This window comes from Streptomyces sp. NPDC048258 (assembly GCF_043201995.1).
GTDB lineage: Bacteria > Actinomycetota > Actinomycetes > Streptomycetales > Streptomycetaceae > Streptomyces.
Map to the genome: position 1 here is coordinate 43,826 of NZ_JBICZH010000019.1, position 16,876 is coordinate 60,701.

The following is a 16,876-nucleotide window of genomic DNA, read 5'->3' on the forward strand; positions in this document are numbered from 1 at the left end:
GCGGATCCCATGGCTGACACCGTGACCGCCCGCGCCGCGGCCGACGGGCGGCGCCGGGCCCAGCGAAGGAAGCGCCGCCTCGCGGTCGTCTTCGTCCTGCCGGCCCTGCTGCTGCTCGGCGCGCTGGTCGTCTACCCGGTCCTCTTCTCCATCGGCCGCAGCTTCTTCGACGCCGGCGGCGACCGCTTCGTCGGAGCCGGGAACTACGCGGCGATCATCCACGACCCGGCCACCCTCAAGGCGATCCGCAACAGCACCATCTGGGTCGTCGTCGCACCGACCCTGCTGACCGGACTCGGACTGATGCTCGCCGTGCTCACCGAAAAGGTGCGCTGGGCAACCGCCTTCAAGCTGGTGCTCTTCCTGCCGATGGCCGTGTCGTTCCTCGCCGCGGGCATCATCTTCCGGCTCGCCTACGAACAGGACCCGGGCCGGGGCGTGCTCAACGCCGCCGTCGTCGGCGTCCACGACAGTTTCGACGACGCCGCGGCCTATCCGACGGCCCGAGCCCGGGCGGACCACGGTCTGACCGGCACGGCGGGCGGACCGTACAGCACCGCGGAGACCGTACGTCCCGGCCGCTCGGTCAGCCTCGGCTTCGTCGGGGTGGCACCCGACGCGATGCCCGCCGGCGCGAAGCCCGCGGCCGCCGCGGCGCCCGGCACGCAGGAGATCGGGGGAGTCGTCTATCTCGACTTCGCCCCCGGCGGCGCCGGCACGCCGGGGACCGTCGACCCGGGCGAGAAGGGCCTGCCCGGCATGACGGTCGAGGCCGTACGGGACGGCCGGGTGGCCGCGACCGCCACCACGGCCGACGACGGCTCGTTCCAATTCACCGGGCTCGCCGACGGCGAGTACACCGTCAGGCTGCCCGCGGCCAACTTCGCGGCTCCCTATCAGGGGGTCAACTGGCTCGGTCCGGCGCTGGTGACGCCGGCCATCATCGGCGCCTACCTGTGGGTGTGGACCGGCTTCGCGATGGTCCTGATCGGCGCCGGCCTCGCGGCCATCCCACGCGACGCGCTGGAGGCCGCGCGGATGGACGGTGCCACCGAGGGCCAGATCTTCCGCAAGATCACCGTGCCGCTGCTCGCACCGGTGCTCACCGTCGTCTTCGTGACCCTGGTGATCAACGTGATGAAGGTCTTCGACCTCGTCTACATCATCGCGCCCGGACCCGTCCAGGAAGAGGCGAACGTGCTGGCCACCCGCATGTGGCTGGTCTCCTTCGGCGGCGGCAACGACCAGGGGCTCGGCAGTGCGCTCAGCGTGGTGCTCCTCCTGCTGGTCGTCCCGGCGATGATCTTCAACATCCGGCGCTTCCGAAGGAGTGGAGCATGAGCGGCCACAGCACCATCGAGCGCCGACCGTCCCGGCGGGCGGCGGCGGTCAGGCCCGTCCCCGTCCCGTCCGCGCCCGGGCCGCGCCGCAGGAGCAGGCTGTCGCGCTGGCTGGGCAACTCCGTCGTCCAGGGCGCGCTGATCCTGGTCGCCCTCGTATGGATCACCCCACTGGCGGGACTGTTCCTGTCCTCGATGCGCTCCGAGCGGGACAACGCCTCCGACGGTTGGTGGACCGCGCTCACCGACCCGTCCCAGCTGTCCCTGGACAACTACAGCGCCCTGCTGAAGGACTCCGGCATCGCGGCGGCCTTCGGGAACACCATCCTGATTTCCGTGCCCACCACCGCCCTGGTGGTCGCGATCGCGGCACTCGCCGGATACGCCTTCGCGTGGCTGGACTTCCCCGGCCGGGACGGCATCTTCCTGGTGGTCGTCGGACTGCTGGTCGTACCCGTGCAGATCGGACTGCTGCCCGTGGCCAAGCTCTTCGGCGCGGTGGGACTGTTCGGCACGATCGCGGGCGTCGTCCTCTTCCACGTGGCCTACGGGCTGCCGTTCGCGATCTTCCTGCTGCGCAACTACTTCGCCGAGATACCGCGCGAAATGCTGGAAGCCGCCCGGATGGACGGCGGCAGCGAGTGGCGGATCTTCTCCCGGCTCGTGCTGCCGCTCGGCCGTCCGGCCATCGCGAGCCTGGCCATCTTCCAGTTCCTCTGGGTCTGGAACGACATGCTCGTGGCGCTGCTCTTCGCGGACAGCGGGTCCCAGCCGCTCACGGTCGCGCTGCAGTCCCAGATGCGGCAGTTCGGAAGCAACATCGGCGTCCTCGCGCCGGGGGCGTTCCTGTCCCTGGTGGTCCCGCTGATCGTCTTCTTCGCCTTCCAGCGGCACTTCGTCCAGGGCGTCATGGCGGGCTCGGTGAAATAGCCGCGTCATGGGCGCGTCACGGAACCGCCACAGCGTCGCGCCCCGGGAACCCGAGTGGGGCGCGACGCCGTGTCCAGCGACGAGTGCCGGTGTGGGACCGGCCGTGAACCTCGGGGAGCGCCCCATGCAGTACACAGCAGGCGTCAGAAGGACCGCGGCAGCGCTGGTGACGGCGGTGGCGGTCACCGCCCTGATGGCGGGATGCACACCAGCCGGCGACGACGGCGCGGTCGGCAAGCCGTCGACGCCGCCCGCGGGCGCGGAGTCGGCGAAGCCGACGCCCACCGGCGGCACTTCCTCCGCCGGGGGCGGTACGGGTGGCACGGGTGGCACGGGCGGCACCAAGCCCAGCCCCTCGGTACCCGGCTCGGGAGGCGGGACGAAGGCGTGCAAGATCGACCAGATCAAGGTCTCCGAAGCCCACCAGGCCGATGTCCGACCGCCCGGTACGGGAACGGGAGCCGCCATCGTCTCGGTCACCAACACCTCGACGCTTCCCTGCACGCTCCACGGATTCCCGACGGTCGCCGGAGCCGGCCACGGCTCGCCCGACAAGAACGTCCCGCTCGCCATCACCCACAGCGGCTCGGCCTCCACGGTGTCCCTGGCCCCGGGCGCCCGCGCCTGGACGAAGCTCACCTTCGTCAACGTCCAGGGCGAGGCCGACGGCTACTGCGTATCCGGCGCCACGCCCGCCAGCTTCCCCACAATCGTCCTCGGCGTGCCCGGCGCGGGCTCGCACCAGATCTCCATGGACGACGGCGTCTTCGCCGAATGCGACAACAAGGCGACCGTCACTGCCTTCTCGCCCACCAAGCCCTCCTGACCACCGGCGACGGGGGGTCCCGACGCGCCCGTTACCGGTACTCCACGGTCAGAGTTGCCTGTGTGTCCTTGTTGACGAAGAGGTAGGCCGTAGCCGTCTGGTTCTGTTCGAACCGAAGGCGGATCTGGGTCCGTCCGGAGCGGTTGATCGCGGACAGGCCAGCGGCGGACAGGTCGCCGGAGGCTTTGCTGCCGGACGCGAAGGGGCCGATCTCGGCCGTGCCCGCGGCCGTCGCGGCGGCGGCCCAGTCAGCGGTCTCCACCGTGCAGCCGCCGAGGCAGCCGGTGTGGACGTCGACCAGGATCCGGTTGCCGGCGGGTCCGGCCCAGGGGTCGCCGGATCCGCTGCTCCTCGTCAGGGTCACCCAGGCTCGGGTGATCTCCTTCCCGGAGGGAACGGCGCCGGTGTCGAAGGACAGAAGGGTCCGGTTGAACTTGCCGTCGGCGCCCCGTCCCAGCGCCAGACCGGAGGTTTCCTCCAGGGTGCCGACGGCCGGGCCCGAGCCGTCACCTGCGGCCTTGATGTAGCCGTCCTCGGCGTCCACGCTCGGCAGGGTGACGGTTCCCGTGGGCGGCGTCGTCGAGCCCGTGCCGCCGAGGGCCTTGACCATGCCCATGATGGTCTCGATCTGCCTGCCGCCGTGCCGCGCGTAGTCGGGGTCGCCGAGGTAGCCCCACCAGTTCCAGCAGCCGTTGGGGTTGTCGAGCGTCGTGGTCGCGATGGCCTGCGGGTACAGGACGATCAGGTTGTTGGTGTCGGCGTACTCGTTGAGGTACGCCTTGTCGATGAACTGGGTGCCGAAGCCCTGGTACGAGTAGCCCTGCTTGCAGCCGTGGAGAGTGACGACCACCTTGCAGGCCGCGCCGTTCGCGCAGCTCGTGGGGACGTAGACGAACCCCTTCTCGTCCATGGAGATCGGCTTGGCGGCGCCGCCGGGCGCGTACCTGTTCTGGTCGAACCGGATCAGGCTGCCACCGGGGTCGGCCGCGGGTGCGCTGACCGAGCCGAGGAGATGGCCCAGGAACTCGCGTTCGGCGTCGATGCCGCAGTTGTTGATCCACGGATTGGCCGTGACGGTGCACGCGTTCGGGCCGAGCGGGCTGATCCAGGCGTGGCCGGCGGTGGTGCTCTTGTTGTAGAGCACGTTGGCGCCGAAGTGCCGGTAGTAGTCGTTCAGCGCGGTGGACACCGGGCGCTCGACGGTCGAGTCACCGGACCCGCTGAAGACGTAGACCGGGTCGCCGCTGAGGCCGGCCGCGTCGTCGATGACGCCCTGCGCCGACCAGTTCGCAGTGGTCTGCTTCAGGGTGGCGAGCTGGAGGTCCTGGTAGACCTCCATGCACGCGTTCAGGGCCTTGCCCAGGTCGTTCTGCGCGCAGTACTGCGGTCCGGAGGCGAACGCGGCCGAGCCGTCGAACGTACCGGAATAGGCCACGTGCAACTGGGTCGCCATGTACCCGCCGGATGAGACGCCGGCGCTGTAGATGCCGTCGACGTTGTACGCCTTGAGCTCGCCGGTGACGGGCGGGACGGCGGCCGCGGCGGCCCTGGTGACCCCGGCGGCAGCGGAGGCCGGGCCGCCGACGAGCACACCGACGCCGAGCAGCAGGGCGGCGGCAGCCCCACCGAGCCTTCCAAGAAATGGATGCACAAACCCTCCACTGATGTGAAACGGCTCTCTGGTTCGGACGGCTGCGACGATAGCTTCCGGCCAGATCCCGTACGCACGGTCGTGACTGCCACAACAGCCCGCCCGTCTATGGCGGTTGACACCCTGGACCCGGTCCGTCAGGCGGCCGAGACCCCCACAACTTCCCCTGGGGAAAGGGAAATCCGCCTTCGGGGAGGGGAGCAGGCCAAAACCTCGTACGCTGCGGGAGTGGGGAAGGCTGCGGAAGGGGGACCCACATGTCCTTACAAAAGGGTGCCAACGTACCGGTGGCAAGTACCAGGGTCCGGGTGGAGCTGGGCTGGCAAGGAGGCCCCGGAGCCCCCGATGTGGACGTGTCGGCTCTGTTGCTGACGGCGGCCGGCAAGGTGCGGTCGGACGACGACTTCGTGTTCTACAACCAGCCCGTGCATCGCAGTGGTGCTGTGCGTCACGAGGGCAGGCGCCAGGACGGCACGGGCGCGCTCGAGACGATCGGGGTGGTGCTGTCCGCGGTGGAGCAGGACATCGGGACCGTGGTGGTCGCGGCTTCCACCGACGCCACGTTCGGTCAGGTGTCCGGCCTGTTCGTGCGCGTGCTGGACGCGGAGAGCGGCGCCGAGACGGCGCGGTTCGATGCCACAGGTGCCACGTCGGAGACGGCGTTCGTGCTCGGGGAGCTGTATCGGCGCAACGGCGCATGGAAGTTCCGGGCGGTGGGCCAGGGATACGCGTCCGGCCTGGCAGGGCTCGCCACCGATTTCGGTATCACCGTCGACGAGCCCGCCCCGCCTCCGCCGGTGCAGCAGGCGGCGTCTCCGCCGCAGCCCCTTCGGCCCGCGCCGCTTCCCGCCGCGCCGCAGGCTCCGTCGCCCGCGCGTGCCCAGCCGGTGCGGCTGTCGAAGATCACGTTGACGAAGGCTGCCCCTTCGGTGTCGCTGACCAAGCAGGGGGCCACCTCAGGAGGCATGCGGGTCAATCTCTCGTGGAGCGTCCCCAAGCCGCCGCGCGGCTGGATGAACAAGGGGAAGGACGCCGTCCGGCTGGAGGACGTCGACCTGGACCTCTCCTGTCTGTGGGAGCTGCAGAACGGATTGATGGGGATCGTCCACCCCATCAACAACCAGTTCGGCGCGTTCGACCAGCCGCCGTACATCCAGCTGGACCAGGACGACCGGACCGGCGCGAGTGAGACCGGCGAGAACCTCATGATCAATCTTGATCATGCCGCCGAGATCAAGCGCATCCTGGTGTTCGTGGTCATCTACGCCGGGGCGTCCAGCTTCGCGGGTCTGCACGGGGTCGCCACGCTGTATCCGCCCACCGGTCCGCCGATCGAGGTGCGCCTGGACGAGTGCACCGTTCCTTCGCCGGTCGCTGCGATCGCACTGATCGAGAACGTGGGCGGGGAACTGATCGTCCGGCGAGAGGCGAAGTACCTCCTGCTGCCGCCCGGCATCTTCAAGCAGCAGGCTGTGGACATCGAGTACGGCTGGGGGATGACCTGGCACGTGGCCGAGAAGGACTGACGGACTGCGCCCGTCGTCGTGCGGGTACGAGTCGACGCCGGCCGGAGCCGCTGACCAGCAGGGGCGGAGCGGGTGGGTGCCGGCTCCAGCGGGTGCGTGCGACAGGGGCCTGATCTAGCGTCGAAGGAGGGAGGGGAAGCCCTGCCGAGCCGGTCCGGTGCGGGGGCCCCGGACCCGGTGGCCGTACCTCGGCCGCGTGCGCTCGGCGCCCGTTCCCGCGCGGCTCCGGCACACCCGGGTTCCGGGATCGCCGCGCGGCGATCCCGGAGAGCAGGTGCGTCCCATGCACGCGTCGACCCGTATCGCAGGTGTCCTCACCGGCCTGACCCTCGCACTCGGTGGCGCGGCCCTGGTGGCTCCCGCCGCCCACGCGGACGTCACGGCCTGCATCAACCAGGTCGAGCGGGAGCTACAGGGTGGCGAGGCCCCGGAGTCCGTCCGGACGGCGTGTTACGTCGGGTTGACCGGCGACCACGAACAGTGTGTGTCCGGTCTGACCAAGGGCGGTGTGACCAACGGGACCGCGGTGAGCGCCTGCCGGGTAGCCCCCGAGTAAGGGCTCCGCGCGGCGGGTGTCCCTCGGTGCCGCGGGCCGAGTACGGCGCTACGGCGCGTTCTGTGGTCGACCGTAAGACGATCCGGCGGAGCGTGATCGTTCGCGGAAACCGCATTCTCGCCACCTCCAGCCCCGACGTGTTCATCGCCGAAATCGACACGGTCTTCGACGGGAACGGCGAGGACGTGCCTGTATCGCTGGTGCAGATCTTCCGCATCCGTGACGGGAAGATCGCCTGACTGCGGGACTACTTCTCGCCGGATCTGATGAGCTGAGAACGTCACCAGTGTGGAGAAGGCCGGCACGTCCGCTGCGGCGGACGTGCCGGCCTTCTGAGTCCGCGGCGTAGAAGCGCGCCACCACGTCCAAGGTTGAGTCGGCAGGAGTGGATCGGCGGCGCCGGACGGCTGGCACCGCCGGTATGGCGGCAGCCATTACCAAGATCGGTTCTGGATGTCCAGCCACGTATTCGAGTGGCGTGACGCACGTGCCCTCGCAGGGTTTATTTGAAGTGTGCCCACCGGGGAAGCCCGGGAGGAAATGAGGTCGGAAAGCTATTCCCGGCCTGTTCTGCGGGACGGTATTCAATTCCTTTTCTTTACATCGAATGGAGAATTCTCATGCACAAGCTGTTCTCGACTCGTCGTGTTGTTCTGGCCGGAGCTTCCCTGGCGCTGGTGGGCGGCGGTATCGCACTGCCGGCGACCGCGATGGCCGCGCCGGCCGCCGTCCCGCAGCACGCCGTCACCCTGGCCCCCAGTGACAGCGCCGACGGTATCGGTACGGGTGGTGACGCCAACGCCGAGAACACGACGGTCGGTGGTACCGCCACTGGTGGAAACGCCAACTCGGGTGTCGGTCAGTGTGAGGGCGGGTGTGACGTCACCACGGGTGCGGCCACCGGCGGCAACGCCAGTGCCGACGCCGTCAACACCGGTGACGCCACCTCGGTGGGCGGTGACGGCACGGGCACGGGCGGCACCGTGAGCAAGGTCGAAAAGCAGGTGATCAAGAACCAGCTCAAGGACGCCCTGAAGGCGAAGCTCGGCAAGTGAGGGCCGACAGCCCCACAGCCCCGGGATCAGATCCCGGCGAGCCGCCCGTCCCACACTGCAGACGCCGGAGAGGCCCACAGCCTCTCCGGCGTCTGCATGCCGGTGGTTTCGGGGCACGTCGAGGGCTGTTGAGCGGGACGGATATCGTCCTGGCATGACACAAGGTTTGATCAACGACGACCGCTGAGGCGTCCAGACTGCTGTCAGGTGAGCTCCCACGCTCGCGTCAGCACAAGGATCGGGGGAACGGGCCGTGGTCGAGCTTCCCGAAGGGTCTTGGTGGGACTGGGACATTGTTGCCTGGGACCCCGGCCGGCTGCGCCTGGGCGCCGGGCGCGACATCTCGTACGCCCACGGCTTGGAGCTGGTGTTCAGTGACCCGGTCTTCGTCACGTGTCCGGCGGCCTTCCACGATCCGGTGTTTCGTGAGCCGACGCCCGACGAGGTCCGGCTCGTAGCCCGGCAGGTCGGTGAGAGACCTCCCGTGCTGGTCGCCTTCGAGGCCGATGCGGGCGGGGCAAGCCTTGCCTCCGGGCTGGTTGCGGCCGGGCAGCCCGCCACGCCGGCCCGGTGCCCGCCGACCAGGTTGTGCCCATGGCACTCCACGACCGCTGGGAGCAGCTCGCCATGAGCGACCGGACCGCTTTCCTCCCCCGACGTGCTGCGGCGGGACGCTGGCCGTACGGGGCGCAGGAAGGATGGCAGCGCGGTCGGCCATGGCAGCCGATGCGCCCGCTGGTCATCGCCCACCGCGACTACGAGGCGCTGGGTGCGGTCGCGGAGCGGTTGTTGCGGATGGCTGTCGACGCCTGCCGCAGGCGGGCCACCACGGTGGGCGAGCTGCGGGAGGTGATGCACGACCGATGTCCGCAGCGGTTGCTGACCCCTGCCCGGCCGCTGGAGCACGACGAGGTACTGCGGGTCGCCCGGCCCGATGTCCTGCTGTGTCAGGGTGTCCCGAAGTTCCTGGAGCTGAACATCTCGGCCACCATCTACGGGATTCCTGCGCTGGACCGGATGGCCGACGCGTACGCCCGGTTGTGGCCCGGCGCCGCCTTGGCCGCCCCCGCCCCGATCCTGGCGGCCCGCGCGGCTCTACTGGCCGCACTGATGTCCCGGCGGAGCCGGCCTGGAGGCTGCCTGATAGTGCCGACCTGGCGCACCCGCTTCGGGCAGGCCGCGAAACTCGGCAACCGGCGTGCGCTGCGCGCCTACCTGCGACCGACCGTCGAATCAGCCACGAGCGCGGGGCTGGACGTCGTGGTGGAGGACCTCGGCCGGCTGCGCACCGACCAGCACGGCCGTCTGTACGCGGGGGATGCCCGTGTCGGCATGGTCCTCAACTGGTTCCACAGCTGGATGATCACATGTGACTCGGGTGGCGTGGACGCGATCGCCACCGCGCTGGCCGCCGGAACCGTGGAGCTGTTCCTGCCGGAGACGATGCGGCTGCTGCGGAGCAAGCAGGTCCTGGCCTGGCTCTACGAGGACCTCGGCCTGCTGCCCGCCGCGGACCGCACGCTGGTCCTCTCAACGCTGGTCCTCTCACACGTCCCCTGGACCGCATGGGCAGGGCCCCAGCAGGCGCGCGGAGACCGGGACGCTGTCGTGCGCCGCGCGGTACGGGAGCGGGCGGACCTGGTCCTCAAGCCCGCGAACGAAGGCAGCGGCCGCGGAGTGGTGTTCGGCGCGGACCTCGACGACCACAGCTGGCGCGCCCTCGTCACCGAGAGCGCCCGGCAGGGAACCGTCGTCGTCCAACGTCGCGTGGACAGTGACACCGTCCGGATGCCGTTCCTCGACCCCTCATCCGGCGCACAGTGCGATCTCCGGCTTCCGTACGTGCTCTCCCCGTTCCTGGTCGGTGGCCGGATCTGCGGAGCGCTGGTCCGCCACGTCGGGCCGGACCGCACCGGCGGCCGGGTGATCAACCTCGGTGCTGGTGCGGTGGCCAACACCACGCTCCTCGCAGCGCGGCCTCGCGCCCCGAAGCGACCCGGAACGACAGAAGGGCCCGGATCCATGGAGGATCCGGGCCCTTCCGGGCAGTAGCGGGGACAGGATTTGAACCTGCGACCTCTGGGTTATGAGCCCAGCGAGCTACCGAGCTGCTCCACCCCGCGTCGGTGAACCCCACCCTACGGCACCGCGGGGCGGTGCTCGACCGGTTTTCGCTCAGGAACCGGTGTCCCGCCCTTCACGCCGGCGATGCTGCCGCGGAACCGGCATGTACGACAGGAGGCCGACGTCCGTCGTAGGCTGAATCCCGCACGTGATGGACAGGAGGCTGAGGTGGCCGAGACGGCGTTGGCCGAGGTGATGGCCGAGCTGGCCGCGCTCGAGGACCCGAAGGCACGCGTGGTGAACGAGAGACACGGTGACGATCACGGTGTGAACCTCGGCAAGCTGCGCGCGCTCGCGAAGCGGCTGAAGACGCAGCAGGAACTCGCGTGCCGGCTCTGGGCGACGGATGACACCGCGGCGAGACTGCTGGCGATGCTGATCTGCCGCCCGAAGGCGTTCGCGAGTGACGAGCTGGACGTCATGGTGCGCGAGGCGCGCACACCCAAGGTGCACGACTGGCTCGTGAACTACGTGGTGAAGAAGAACCCGTGCTCGGAAGAGCTGCGCTTGGCCTGGTCCGCCGATCCGGATCCGGTGGTCGCGAGTGCCGGCTGGGCGCTGACCACCGAACGTGTGGCGAAGAAGCCCGGGGGCCTCGACCTCGCAGGTCTGCTCGACGTCATCGAGGCGGAGATGAAGGACGCCCCGGACCGCCTGCAGTGGGCGATGAACCATTGCCTGGCTCAGATCGGGATCGGGCATGCCGAGCACCGCGCCCGTGCGATCGACATCGGTGAGCGGCTGGAGGTGCTCAAGGACTACCCGACGTCCCAGGGTTGCACGTCTCCGTTCGCGCCCATCTGGATCTCCGAGATGGTGCGACGACAGCACGACAAGACGGTGGCCTGATCGGCGGTCGACGTCGCTGCGACGACCTGGCGGTGCTTGCGGCGATCGTATGTCGTGGCCACCTCGGGCCCGCACGTGGCGGCGACGTCGACACGGTCCTCGGCCGGTGACGCATCCCGGCAGCCTCCTGGCGGGTGGTTCAGCGGAGCGATTCCCTCGGGGGGCGCTCGCGCAGGGCTCCGTACGCGATGAAGTAGGCCGGGATCCGGTTCAGCCACCGTGAGTCGGTGACGAGCTCCGTCATCCGCTTGGCCCGTCGGGGATCGCCGAACGCGTTGCGGCCGGCCAGCAGCGGTCCGATGACCTGGGCGTGGGCGAGGCGCTGGAGGCCTTGGGTCGCCACGGTGGTGGGCCGGCGGCGGATTTGGACGCGGCGCACGTCGCGGAGTCCTACGGTGCCCTCGCGCAGCGGGTGCACGAGGTAGCGGGCCGCGGCCACTGCGTCCTGTACGGCGAGGTTGATGCCGATGCCGAAGACGGGTGACATCGCGTGGGCGGCGTCGCCGATGCACAGCAGCCCGGGGCGGTGCCAGCGGCGCAGGCGGTCGAGTCGTACGTCGAGCAGTTTCACCTCGTCCCAGGAGGTGACCGCGTCGCTCCGGTCGGCCAGCCATGGGGCGGCGGCCGTGAACCGGGCCATGAAGCGCTCCAAGCCCTCGGCGCGGCGTTCGGCGTCGGTTCCTTTGGGGATGAGCGCGGCGCACTGCCAGTAGTCGCCGCGGTCGATGAGCGCGGTGAAGAACCTGTCGCCCAGGGCGCCCACGAGTCCGCTGGGGTCGTCCTCGCGGCGCGGCAGGCGGAACCACCAGGCGTCCATGGGGCACGGGAACTGTTCCAGGCCGAGTTCGGGCAGTGCTCTGGCCAGTGAGCCACGGCCGTCGCAGGCCACGGTCAGGGTGGCCCTGAGCTCGCCGGTGCTGCCGTCCGCGGTGCGGTAGTGCACGCCCGTGACCCGTCCGCGCTCGATGAGGAAGGAGGTCGCCTCGGTGTCCATGCGGAGGCGGAAGCAGGGTTCCCGGCCCGCTTCGTCGGCGAGGAGGTCGAGCAGGTCCCACTGGGGGACCATCGCGATGTAGTTGTACTTCCCGTGCAGCGCCCCGATGTTCCCGACCGTGACCGGGGACCGGTCCGGCCCGATGGGCAGCCGCACCGTGGTCACGCGGCGCTGCGGCAGCTGGGCGAACCGTTCGGCGAGGCCGATGTCGTCCAGCAGCGACAGGGTGGAGGGGTGCACGGTGTCACCGCGGAAGTCGCGCAGGAAGTCGCCGTGCTTCTCCAGCACCGTCACCTCCACCCCTGCGCGGGCCAGCAGCAGCGCCAGCACCATTCCGGCCGGCCCGCCTCCCACCACGCAGCAGGTCGTTCGCTCCACGGCAACCACTCCCTTCGCGGGGATCGGGTGTGTCCCAGGGGACATATACCGCACCGGGGGCGGCGGGGCCGGTAACGGCGAGGCCGGCCTGACCCGCCTTCAGGCGCAGAGCGGCGGCTACGACCGGGTGCCGGAGCGGTCCGGCCGGCGGGTGGACAGCACCTGGCCCAGTGCCAGCACGCTCAGGCCGAACATCAGGATGCCCAGGGGGACATGGAGCGACGGCATGTGAGCGATGCCCAGCACCACCTGCACCGAAGCGAGTACGAGGAAGCCGGACGCGTACAGGATGGGGCGGGGTGACCCGCCGCCCGGCCGCCACGCCAGGATCGCGGCGAGCACGTACAGCATCGACGCGCCGTACATCACCTTCGATCCGGCGTCGTGCAGTACGTAGCCGTGGGACGAGGACAGCAGCATTCCGGCGGTGACCGCCTGGAAGAAGAGGGCCAACGTCTGCAGGGCCATCGCGACCTGCGGGAACGTGACTCTGCCCTGTACTGCCGTCGTCTGTGTGGCCATGACGCGGTCCCCTCTTCTGCCTCGCGGCGGTGGATCGGTAGTGTCTCGGTGGTCCGACGACGCAGCTCCGCGAAATGTGAGGCGAGGCGCCGACCTCACACTCCGGTGCGGTGTTTCGTCGAAGTGTCGAGAGCGGAATCGGACGAGAAGAACCAGGGAGCGGTCGCAACCATGAGCACCCCATCCGAGCCAGGGCATGAACGGTCCGAGCCGGGCCTGAGCGCTGTCGTCGACGAGCGGCGCCAGCTGATCAATCTCGCCTACCGGCTGCTCGGTTCGCTGGCCGAGGCCGAGGACGCCGTGCAGGAGACCTACGCCCGCTGGTACGCGATGTCGCGCCAACGGCAGGAGGCCATCGAGTCTCCCGGTGCCTGGCTGACGACGGTGGCCGGCCGCATCTGCCTGGACATGCTCGGCTCGGCGCGGGCCCGGCGCGAGCGCTACGTCGGCGAATGGATACCCGAGCCGCTGCCCGACCGTACGGAGTGGTTCAGCGGGCGGGCGGGCGGCGGCAGGGCCGAGCCGGCCGACCCCGCCGACCGGGTCACCCTGGACGAGTCGGTGAGCATGGCCTTCCTCGTCCTACTGGAGTCGATGACGCCGGCCGAGCGCGTGGCGTTCATCCTCCACGACGTCTTCCGGTACCCCTTCCCCGAGATCGCCGAGATCGTCGGCCGGACGCCCGCGGCCTGCCGGCAGCTGGCGTCCTCGGCCCGTCGGCGGATGCGCGCCGCGCAGGCTCCGGCGGTTCCGAGGGCCGGGCAGGCCGGTCTGGTGCGGCATTTCAAGGAGGCGTGGGAGGCCAGGGACATCGAGGCCCTCGTCGGCCTCCTCGACCCCGGCGCCACGATGATCGCCGACGGCGGCGGCCTGGTCGGCGCCGTCCTCCGCCCGGTCGAGGGCAGCGAGCGCATCGCCCAGTACCTGATCCACATCGCCGGCAAAGCCCCTGGGCTGACGCTCCTGGAGCGTACGGTCAACGGCCGGCCCGGCCTGGTCGCCCAGCACGCCGGCGTCACCGTGACCGTGGCTGCGTTCGACCTCACTGGTGGCCGCATCACTCGCATCTGGGCGGTCCGTAACCCGGAGAAACTCCGTCCGTGGACCGAGAACGGACGGAGCTGACCCGGCGCCTTGCGATGCACCGCATCTGACGCCGTGCGCTGATCCACCGGGGATTACGGGACTGCCCTTAGGCTCGTGTGATGGGCAGCTTCACGACACATCGCCTGCGAGCGTACGACCGTACGCGTTCACCGGTGCAGCGCTTCGTGGCGCTGCGCACGTGCATCGCGGAGTTCGCCCCCTACGGCTTCAAGGCGACCTACCACCACCTCTGCCGCAGCGCCGGTATTCCGGCCGAGCCCGAGATGGACTCGGAGGCGGTGGTGCGGGCCGTCGAGGAGCTGCACGCCGCGCGGGAGATCTGGCTGGCGGAGTTCCGTGTGTGGCAGGTCCACCGCCATGCGCAAAAGGCCGCCGGCGTACGCGTTCCCGACCCGCCCGAACCACGACGCCGGCTCTGGTACCCCGACCCGGAGTCCCACCCGGCCGAACCGCTCACGGTGGTGATGCCGCGCATCCTGCGCGCCCCTGCCGGGGATCTGGCCGAATGCCCGGTGTGCGCGACGGGCCGCGGTACGAAGTTCTGGCACGACGGGTTCACGGAACACCTGCTCTGCGCGGGATGCGGGGTGAGCCTCGCCGGACGGCCCACCGTGCCCCCGCCCGGCGTCGAGACCGCACGCGCGGAACGCTGGAGGCTGGTCTGGAGGCGCCGGGTATGAGGACGGGCCGGATCGAGTGGGCTTGCCGACCGCCCTGGGCTTGACCATCACACGGTGTCAGGGTCTGCACTGGATGGCGTCGTGTTGACCATCTGTTTGGGCTGCCCCCAGGAGACCACCGCATGGGTGACGCGGCTGCAGCGGCCCATCATCGCTTCCTGACCGAAGCAGACAGGACAACCAGTGACGCACTACATCGGCTCCGGCCCGTACTGCTACGCCAACTCCCTGGCCATGGTCCTCGGCGAGGCGGCCCCGCCCCCGGCGGTCATCGAGGTGCTGACCGGTTCGCCGTTCGGCTTCGAGTTGATCGGCGGCACTCTGCCGCTGTTCGACCCCTACGGCTGGGACCCGGATCTGGGCCTGGACGCGGCCATCGCCCTGCTCGGCGTGCGCTGTGCGCGTACCGCCGGCGGCACGGCCGAGGAGGCCGAGGAGCGGCTGCGCGAGGCCTCCGCCCAAGGGCCCGTCCTGGTCGGACCCGTCGACATGGGGCTACTGCTCCACCAGCCGGGCACACCCACCGCCGACGGTGGCGACCACTTCGTGGTCGTGCTGGAAGTCGAGGGCGGCACGGTGGTCTTCCACGACCCGCAGGGTCATCCCTGTGCGACGCTGCCGGTCGCGGACTTCCTCGCCGCGTGGGAGGCGAAGGCGGTCGGCTATGTCGACGCCCCCTACGTGATGCGCGCCGGCTTCGTCCGGGAACGGAAGGTCACACCGGAGGAGGCGCTGCGACGGTCGCTGCCCGACGCGGAGCGGTGGCTGACGGGCCGAGGCGACCGGCCGGTGCCGCCGGGGACGCTCGGAGGTGCCGCAGGTTTGGAGGTCTTGGCCGCCCGAGCGGAGGGGGGACTCGACGCGGGTGTGCGAGGGTTCCTGGCGCACTTCGCGATCAGAGTCGGCGCGCGCCGACTCGCCGACGCCGCGCACTGCCTGGACTCGCTGGGGCTCCCCGAGGCGGCGGCTGTCGCGTCCGGGCAGGCGCGGCTGGTCGGCGGGCTCCAACACCCCCTGGTCACGGGCGACGACCGGGCCCTGGCGGACGGTCTGCGCCGGTTGGCTCCGACCTACGAGCAGCTGCGGACCGCGCTCGCCGGGAGGGCTCGCGGTCCAGTAGGCTGAACGCGTTGAATTGAACGCGTTCAGCCGAAGTGGCTGTGGGGGAGGCGTCGTGAGAGCCGTCGTGGTGACCGGCAGGGGTACTCCCGGTGGAGGTGCTCGCGATGGCGCCCGGAACGGGGCCCGGGACGGGGCCCGGGACGGGGTTCACCCGTGGCAGTTCGGGCTCGCCGTGTGCGCCCTGCTCGCCCCCGTGCCGCCGGCGTTCATGTTCAGCGCCTACACCGAGGGCATCGGCTACCCGCTGGTCTGCTCCGTCACGGCCGCGCTGGTGGCGTGGCCGCTGCTCCTCCACCATCGCCGGGCGGCGTTCGTACGGGCTTCGGCGATCGGAGGGCCCGTGCTCATGATGTGGTCGTACATAGGAGCACTGGGCGGGCTGGGCGTCTTCTTCCTCTCGGTGCCCCTGATGTGGTCGGCCGCCTTCGCGGACCCGCGCCGCAGGCCGGTGTCCGCGGCCGTCACGACCGGCGCCGGTGCCCTTCTGATGGTGGCGATGGCGACCGTGCCCGGCTTCTGGTGGCGCGTCTGACCCGGACAGGGCCCGGCCCTGTCATATCCGGTGGCCCGGGGAGGGCGGCCCCGGCAGGATGGCCCACATGACCCTGCCGACCGGCCCGCATCCCCCGGACCCCGCCCCGCACCGCGTGGAATTCCTCCGTCAACCCCACCCCGGCTACACCCACCTGTCCGCGTGGGGAATCCGGATCGACGGCACCGATCTGCGCATCCTCGTCGCGCACGCCACCCGCGAGCTCTGGGAACGGGAGCTCGACGAGGACGACGACACCCCGCAGGAGCGCGAGGAGTTCCTCCTGCGTCAACACGCCCCGCTGCACCTGGCCGACGACACCCGGGCCCGGGCCCACTTCCTGGGGGACCCGGAACCGGAACTCCGCCACCCGGAGAGCGGTGCCCTCGTCCTCCTGGGCTGCCCCTGCGGGATCGACGCCTGCTGGCCCCTGCTCGCCACCGTCACCGCCACCGAGCGGACGGTCACCTGGTCCGCTTTCCACCAGCCCCACCGTCCGCAGTGGGGTGAACTGCCCCTCGGTCCCTACACCTTCCCGCGCGCGCCCTACGAGGAGGCCCTGGCGGCGCCGCTCCACCTCACCGAGGACCCTCTCGCCCCGCTGCTGGGGGCGCCGTAGGCCGTCGATTACCCCTGGGGTAATCGCACCGCCCGACCACCCTCGGCTACGTTCCGGTCATCGCT

General features: G+C 70.5%; 18 protein-coding genes and 1 tRNA gene. 15 read left to right on the forward strand and 4 right to left on the reverse strand.

Annotated elements, in window-relative coordinates; translation table 11 throughout:
* Positions 1-9: 9 nt before the first annotated feature.
* The 3 genes from ACGFYQ_RS32560 (at position 10) to ACGFYQ_RS32570 (ending at position 3,096) form a co-directional block, all read left to right on the forward strand.
* The gene (locus ACGFYQ_RS32560) at positions 10-1,341 is read left to right on the forward strand and encodes an ABC transporter permease subunit (protein ID WP_393749778.1); all 1,332 of its coding nucleotides are present in this window, start codon (positions 10-12) and stop codon (positions 1,339-1,341) included.
* Positions 1,338-2,270: a carbohydrate ABC transporter permease gene (locus tag ACGFYQ_RS32565; protein WP_393749779.1), complete on the forward strand. Its 933-nt coding sequence runs from the start codon at positions 1,338-1,340 to the stop codon at positions 2,268-2,270. Before ACGFYQ_RS32560 ends, ACGFYQ_RS32565 begins: the two co-directional genes overlap by 4 nt.
* 124 nt (positions 2,271-2,394) lie before the next feature.
* Positions 2,395-3,096, forward strand: a complete 702-nt coding sequence (locus tag ACGFYQ_RS32570) for a DUF4232 domain-containing protein (protein WP_393749780.1) — start codon at positions 2,395-2,397, stop codon at positions 3,094-3,096.
* A 31-nt stretch (positions 3,097-3,127) separates the two neighbouring features.
* Here ACGFYQ_RS32570 and ACGFYQ_RS32575 read toward each other — a convergent pair whose 3' ends face one another.
* A complete protein-coding gene (locus ACGFYQ_RS32575; RefSeq protein WP_393749781.1) occupies positions 3,128-4,747 on the reverse strand; it encodes a poly(3-hydroxybutyrate) depolymerase in 1,620 nt (539 codons plus the stop codon).
* Between the two features lie 257 nt (positions 4,748-5,004).
* On the opposite strand from ACGFYQ_RS32575, the gene ACGFYQ_RS32580 reads away from it, so the two are divergent.
* From ACGFYQ_RS32580 to ACGFYQ_RS32605, 6 genes are all read left to right on the forward strand, one after another.
* Complete coding sequence (locus ACGFYQ_RS32580; RefSeq protein ID WP_393749782.1) at positions 5,005-6,273, forward strand: TerD family protein; 1,269 nt, start codon at positions 5,005-5,007, stop codon at positions 6,271-6,273.
* Between the two features lie 283 nt (positions 6,274-6,556).
* Complete coding sequence (locus ACGFYQ_RS32585) at positions 6,557-6,829, forward strand: hypothetical protein (protein WP_393749783.1); 273 nt, start codon at positions 6,557-6,559, stop codon at positions 6,827-6,829.
* A gap of 92 nt (positions 6,830-6,921) precedes the next feature.
* Positions 6,922-7,068, forward strand: coding sequence for a hypothetical protein (locus ACGFYQ_RS32590; RefSeq protein WP_393749784.1), 147 nt, complete (start codon positions 6,922-6,924; stop codon positions 7,066-7,068).
* A gap of 381 nt (positions 7,069-7,449) precedes the next feature.
* Positions 7,450-7,884 carry a hypothetical protein gene (locus tag ACGFYQ_RS32595; RefSeq protein WP_393749785.1) on the forward strand — a complete coding sequence of 145 codons (435 nt, stop codon included), beginning with the start codon at positions 7,450-7,452 and terminating at the stop codon, positions 7,882-7,884.
* Between the two features lie 253 nt (positions 7,885-8,137).
* Entirely contained in the window at positions 8,138-8,515 is a 378-nt protein-coding gene (locus ACGFYQ_RS32600; RefSeq protein ID WP_393749786.1) for a hypothetical protein, read from the forward strand.
* Positions 8,479-9,936 (forward strand): hypothetical protein, encoded by a 1,458-nt coding sequence (locus tag ACGFYQ_RS32605; RefSeq protein WP_393749787.1) that lies wholly within the window; start codon positions 8,479-8,481, stop codon positions 9,934-9,936. The genes ACGFYQ_RS32600 and ACGFYQ_RS32605 overlap by 37 nt, the downstream gene beginning before the upstream one ends.
* Here the strand turns inward: ACGFYQ_RS32605 and ACGFYQ_RS32610 are convergent.
* A tRNA-Met gene (locus tag ACGFYQ_RS32610) sits at positions 9,934-10,007 on the reverse strand. The genes ACGFYQ_RS32605 and ACGFYQ_RS32610 overlap by 3 nt on opposite strands.
* 196 nt (positions 10,008-10,203) lie before the next feature.
* Between ACGFYQ_RS32610 and ACGFYQ_RS32615 the strand changes: the two genes are divergently transcribed.
* Positions 10,204-10,857 (forward strand): DNA alkylation repair protein, encoded by a 654-nt coding sequence (locus tag ACGFYQ_RS32615; RefSeq protein ID WP_393749866.1) that lies wholly within the window; start codon positions 10,204-10,206, stop codon positions 10,855-10,857.
* A gap of 139 nt (positions 10,858-10,996) precedes the next feature.
* Here ACGFYQ_RS32615 and ACGFYQ_RS32620 read toward each other — a convergent pair whose 3' ends face one another.
* Positions 10,997-12,229 carry an FAD-dependent oxidoreductase gene (locus ACGFYQ_RS32620; RefSeq protein WP_393749788.1) on the reverse strand — a complete coding sequence of 411 codons (1,233 nt, stop codon included), beginning with the start codon at positions 12,227-12,229 and terminating at the stop codon, positions 10,997-10,999.
* A gap of 117 nt (positions 12,230-12,346) precedes the next feature.
* On the reverse strand, positions 12,347-12,751 hold the full coding sequence (locus tag ACGFYQ_RS32625; RefSeq protein WP_393749789.1) for a hypothetical protein: 405 nt from the start codon (positions 12,749-12,751) through the stop codon (positions 12,347-12,349).
* Positions 12,752-12,922: 171 nt separating this feature from the next.
* On the opposite strand from ACGFYQ_RS32625, the gene sigJ reads away from it, so the two are divergent.
* The 5 genes from sigJ to ACGFYQ_RS32650 all read left to right on the forward strand — a co-directional run bounded on the left by sigJ (position 12,923) and on the right by ACGFYQ_RS32650 (position 16,811).
* On the forward strand, positions 12,923-13,876 hold the full coding sequence (sigJ, locus tag ACGFYQ_RS32630; RefSeq protein ID WP_393749790.1) for an RNA polymerase sigma factor SigJ: 954 nt from the start codon (positions 12,923-12,925) through the stop codon (positions 13,874-13,876).
* 80 nt (positions 13,877-13,956) lie between these two features.
* The gene (locus ACGFYQ_RS32635; RefSeq protein ID WP_393749791.1) at positions 13,957-14,538 is read left to right on the forward strand and encodes a hypothetical protein; all 582 of its coding nucleotides are present in this window, start codon (positions 13,957-13,959) and stop codon (positions 14,536-14,538) included.
* 183 nt (positions 14,539-14,721) lie between these two features.
* Positions 14,722-15,663: a hypothetical protein gene (locus tag ACGFYQ_RS32640; protein WP_393749792.1), complete on the forward strand. Its 942-nt coding sequence runs from the start codon at positions 14,722-14,724 to the stop codon at positions 15,661-15,663.
* 49 nt (positions 15,664-15,712) lie between these two features.
* Entirely contained in the window at positions 15,713-16,192 is a 480-nt protein-coding gene (locus ACGFYQ_RS32645; RefSeq protein WP_393749793.1) for a hypothetical protein, read from the forward strand.
* Positions 16,193-16,259: 67 nt separating this feature from the next.
* Positions 16,260-16,811 carry a hypothetical protein gene (locus ACGFYQ_RS32650; protein WP_393749794.1) on the forward strand — a complete coding sequence of 184 codons (552 nt, stop codon included), beginning with the start codon at positions 16,260-16,262 and terminating at the stop codon, positions 16,809-16,811.
* Positions 16,812-16,876 lie beyond the last annotated feature (65 nt).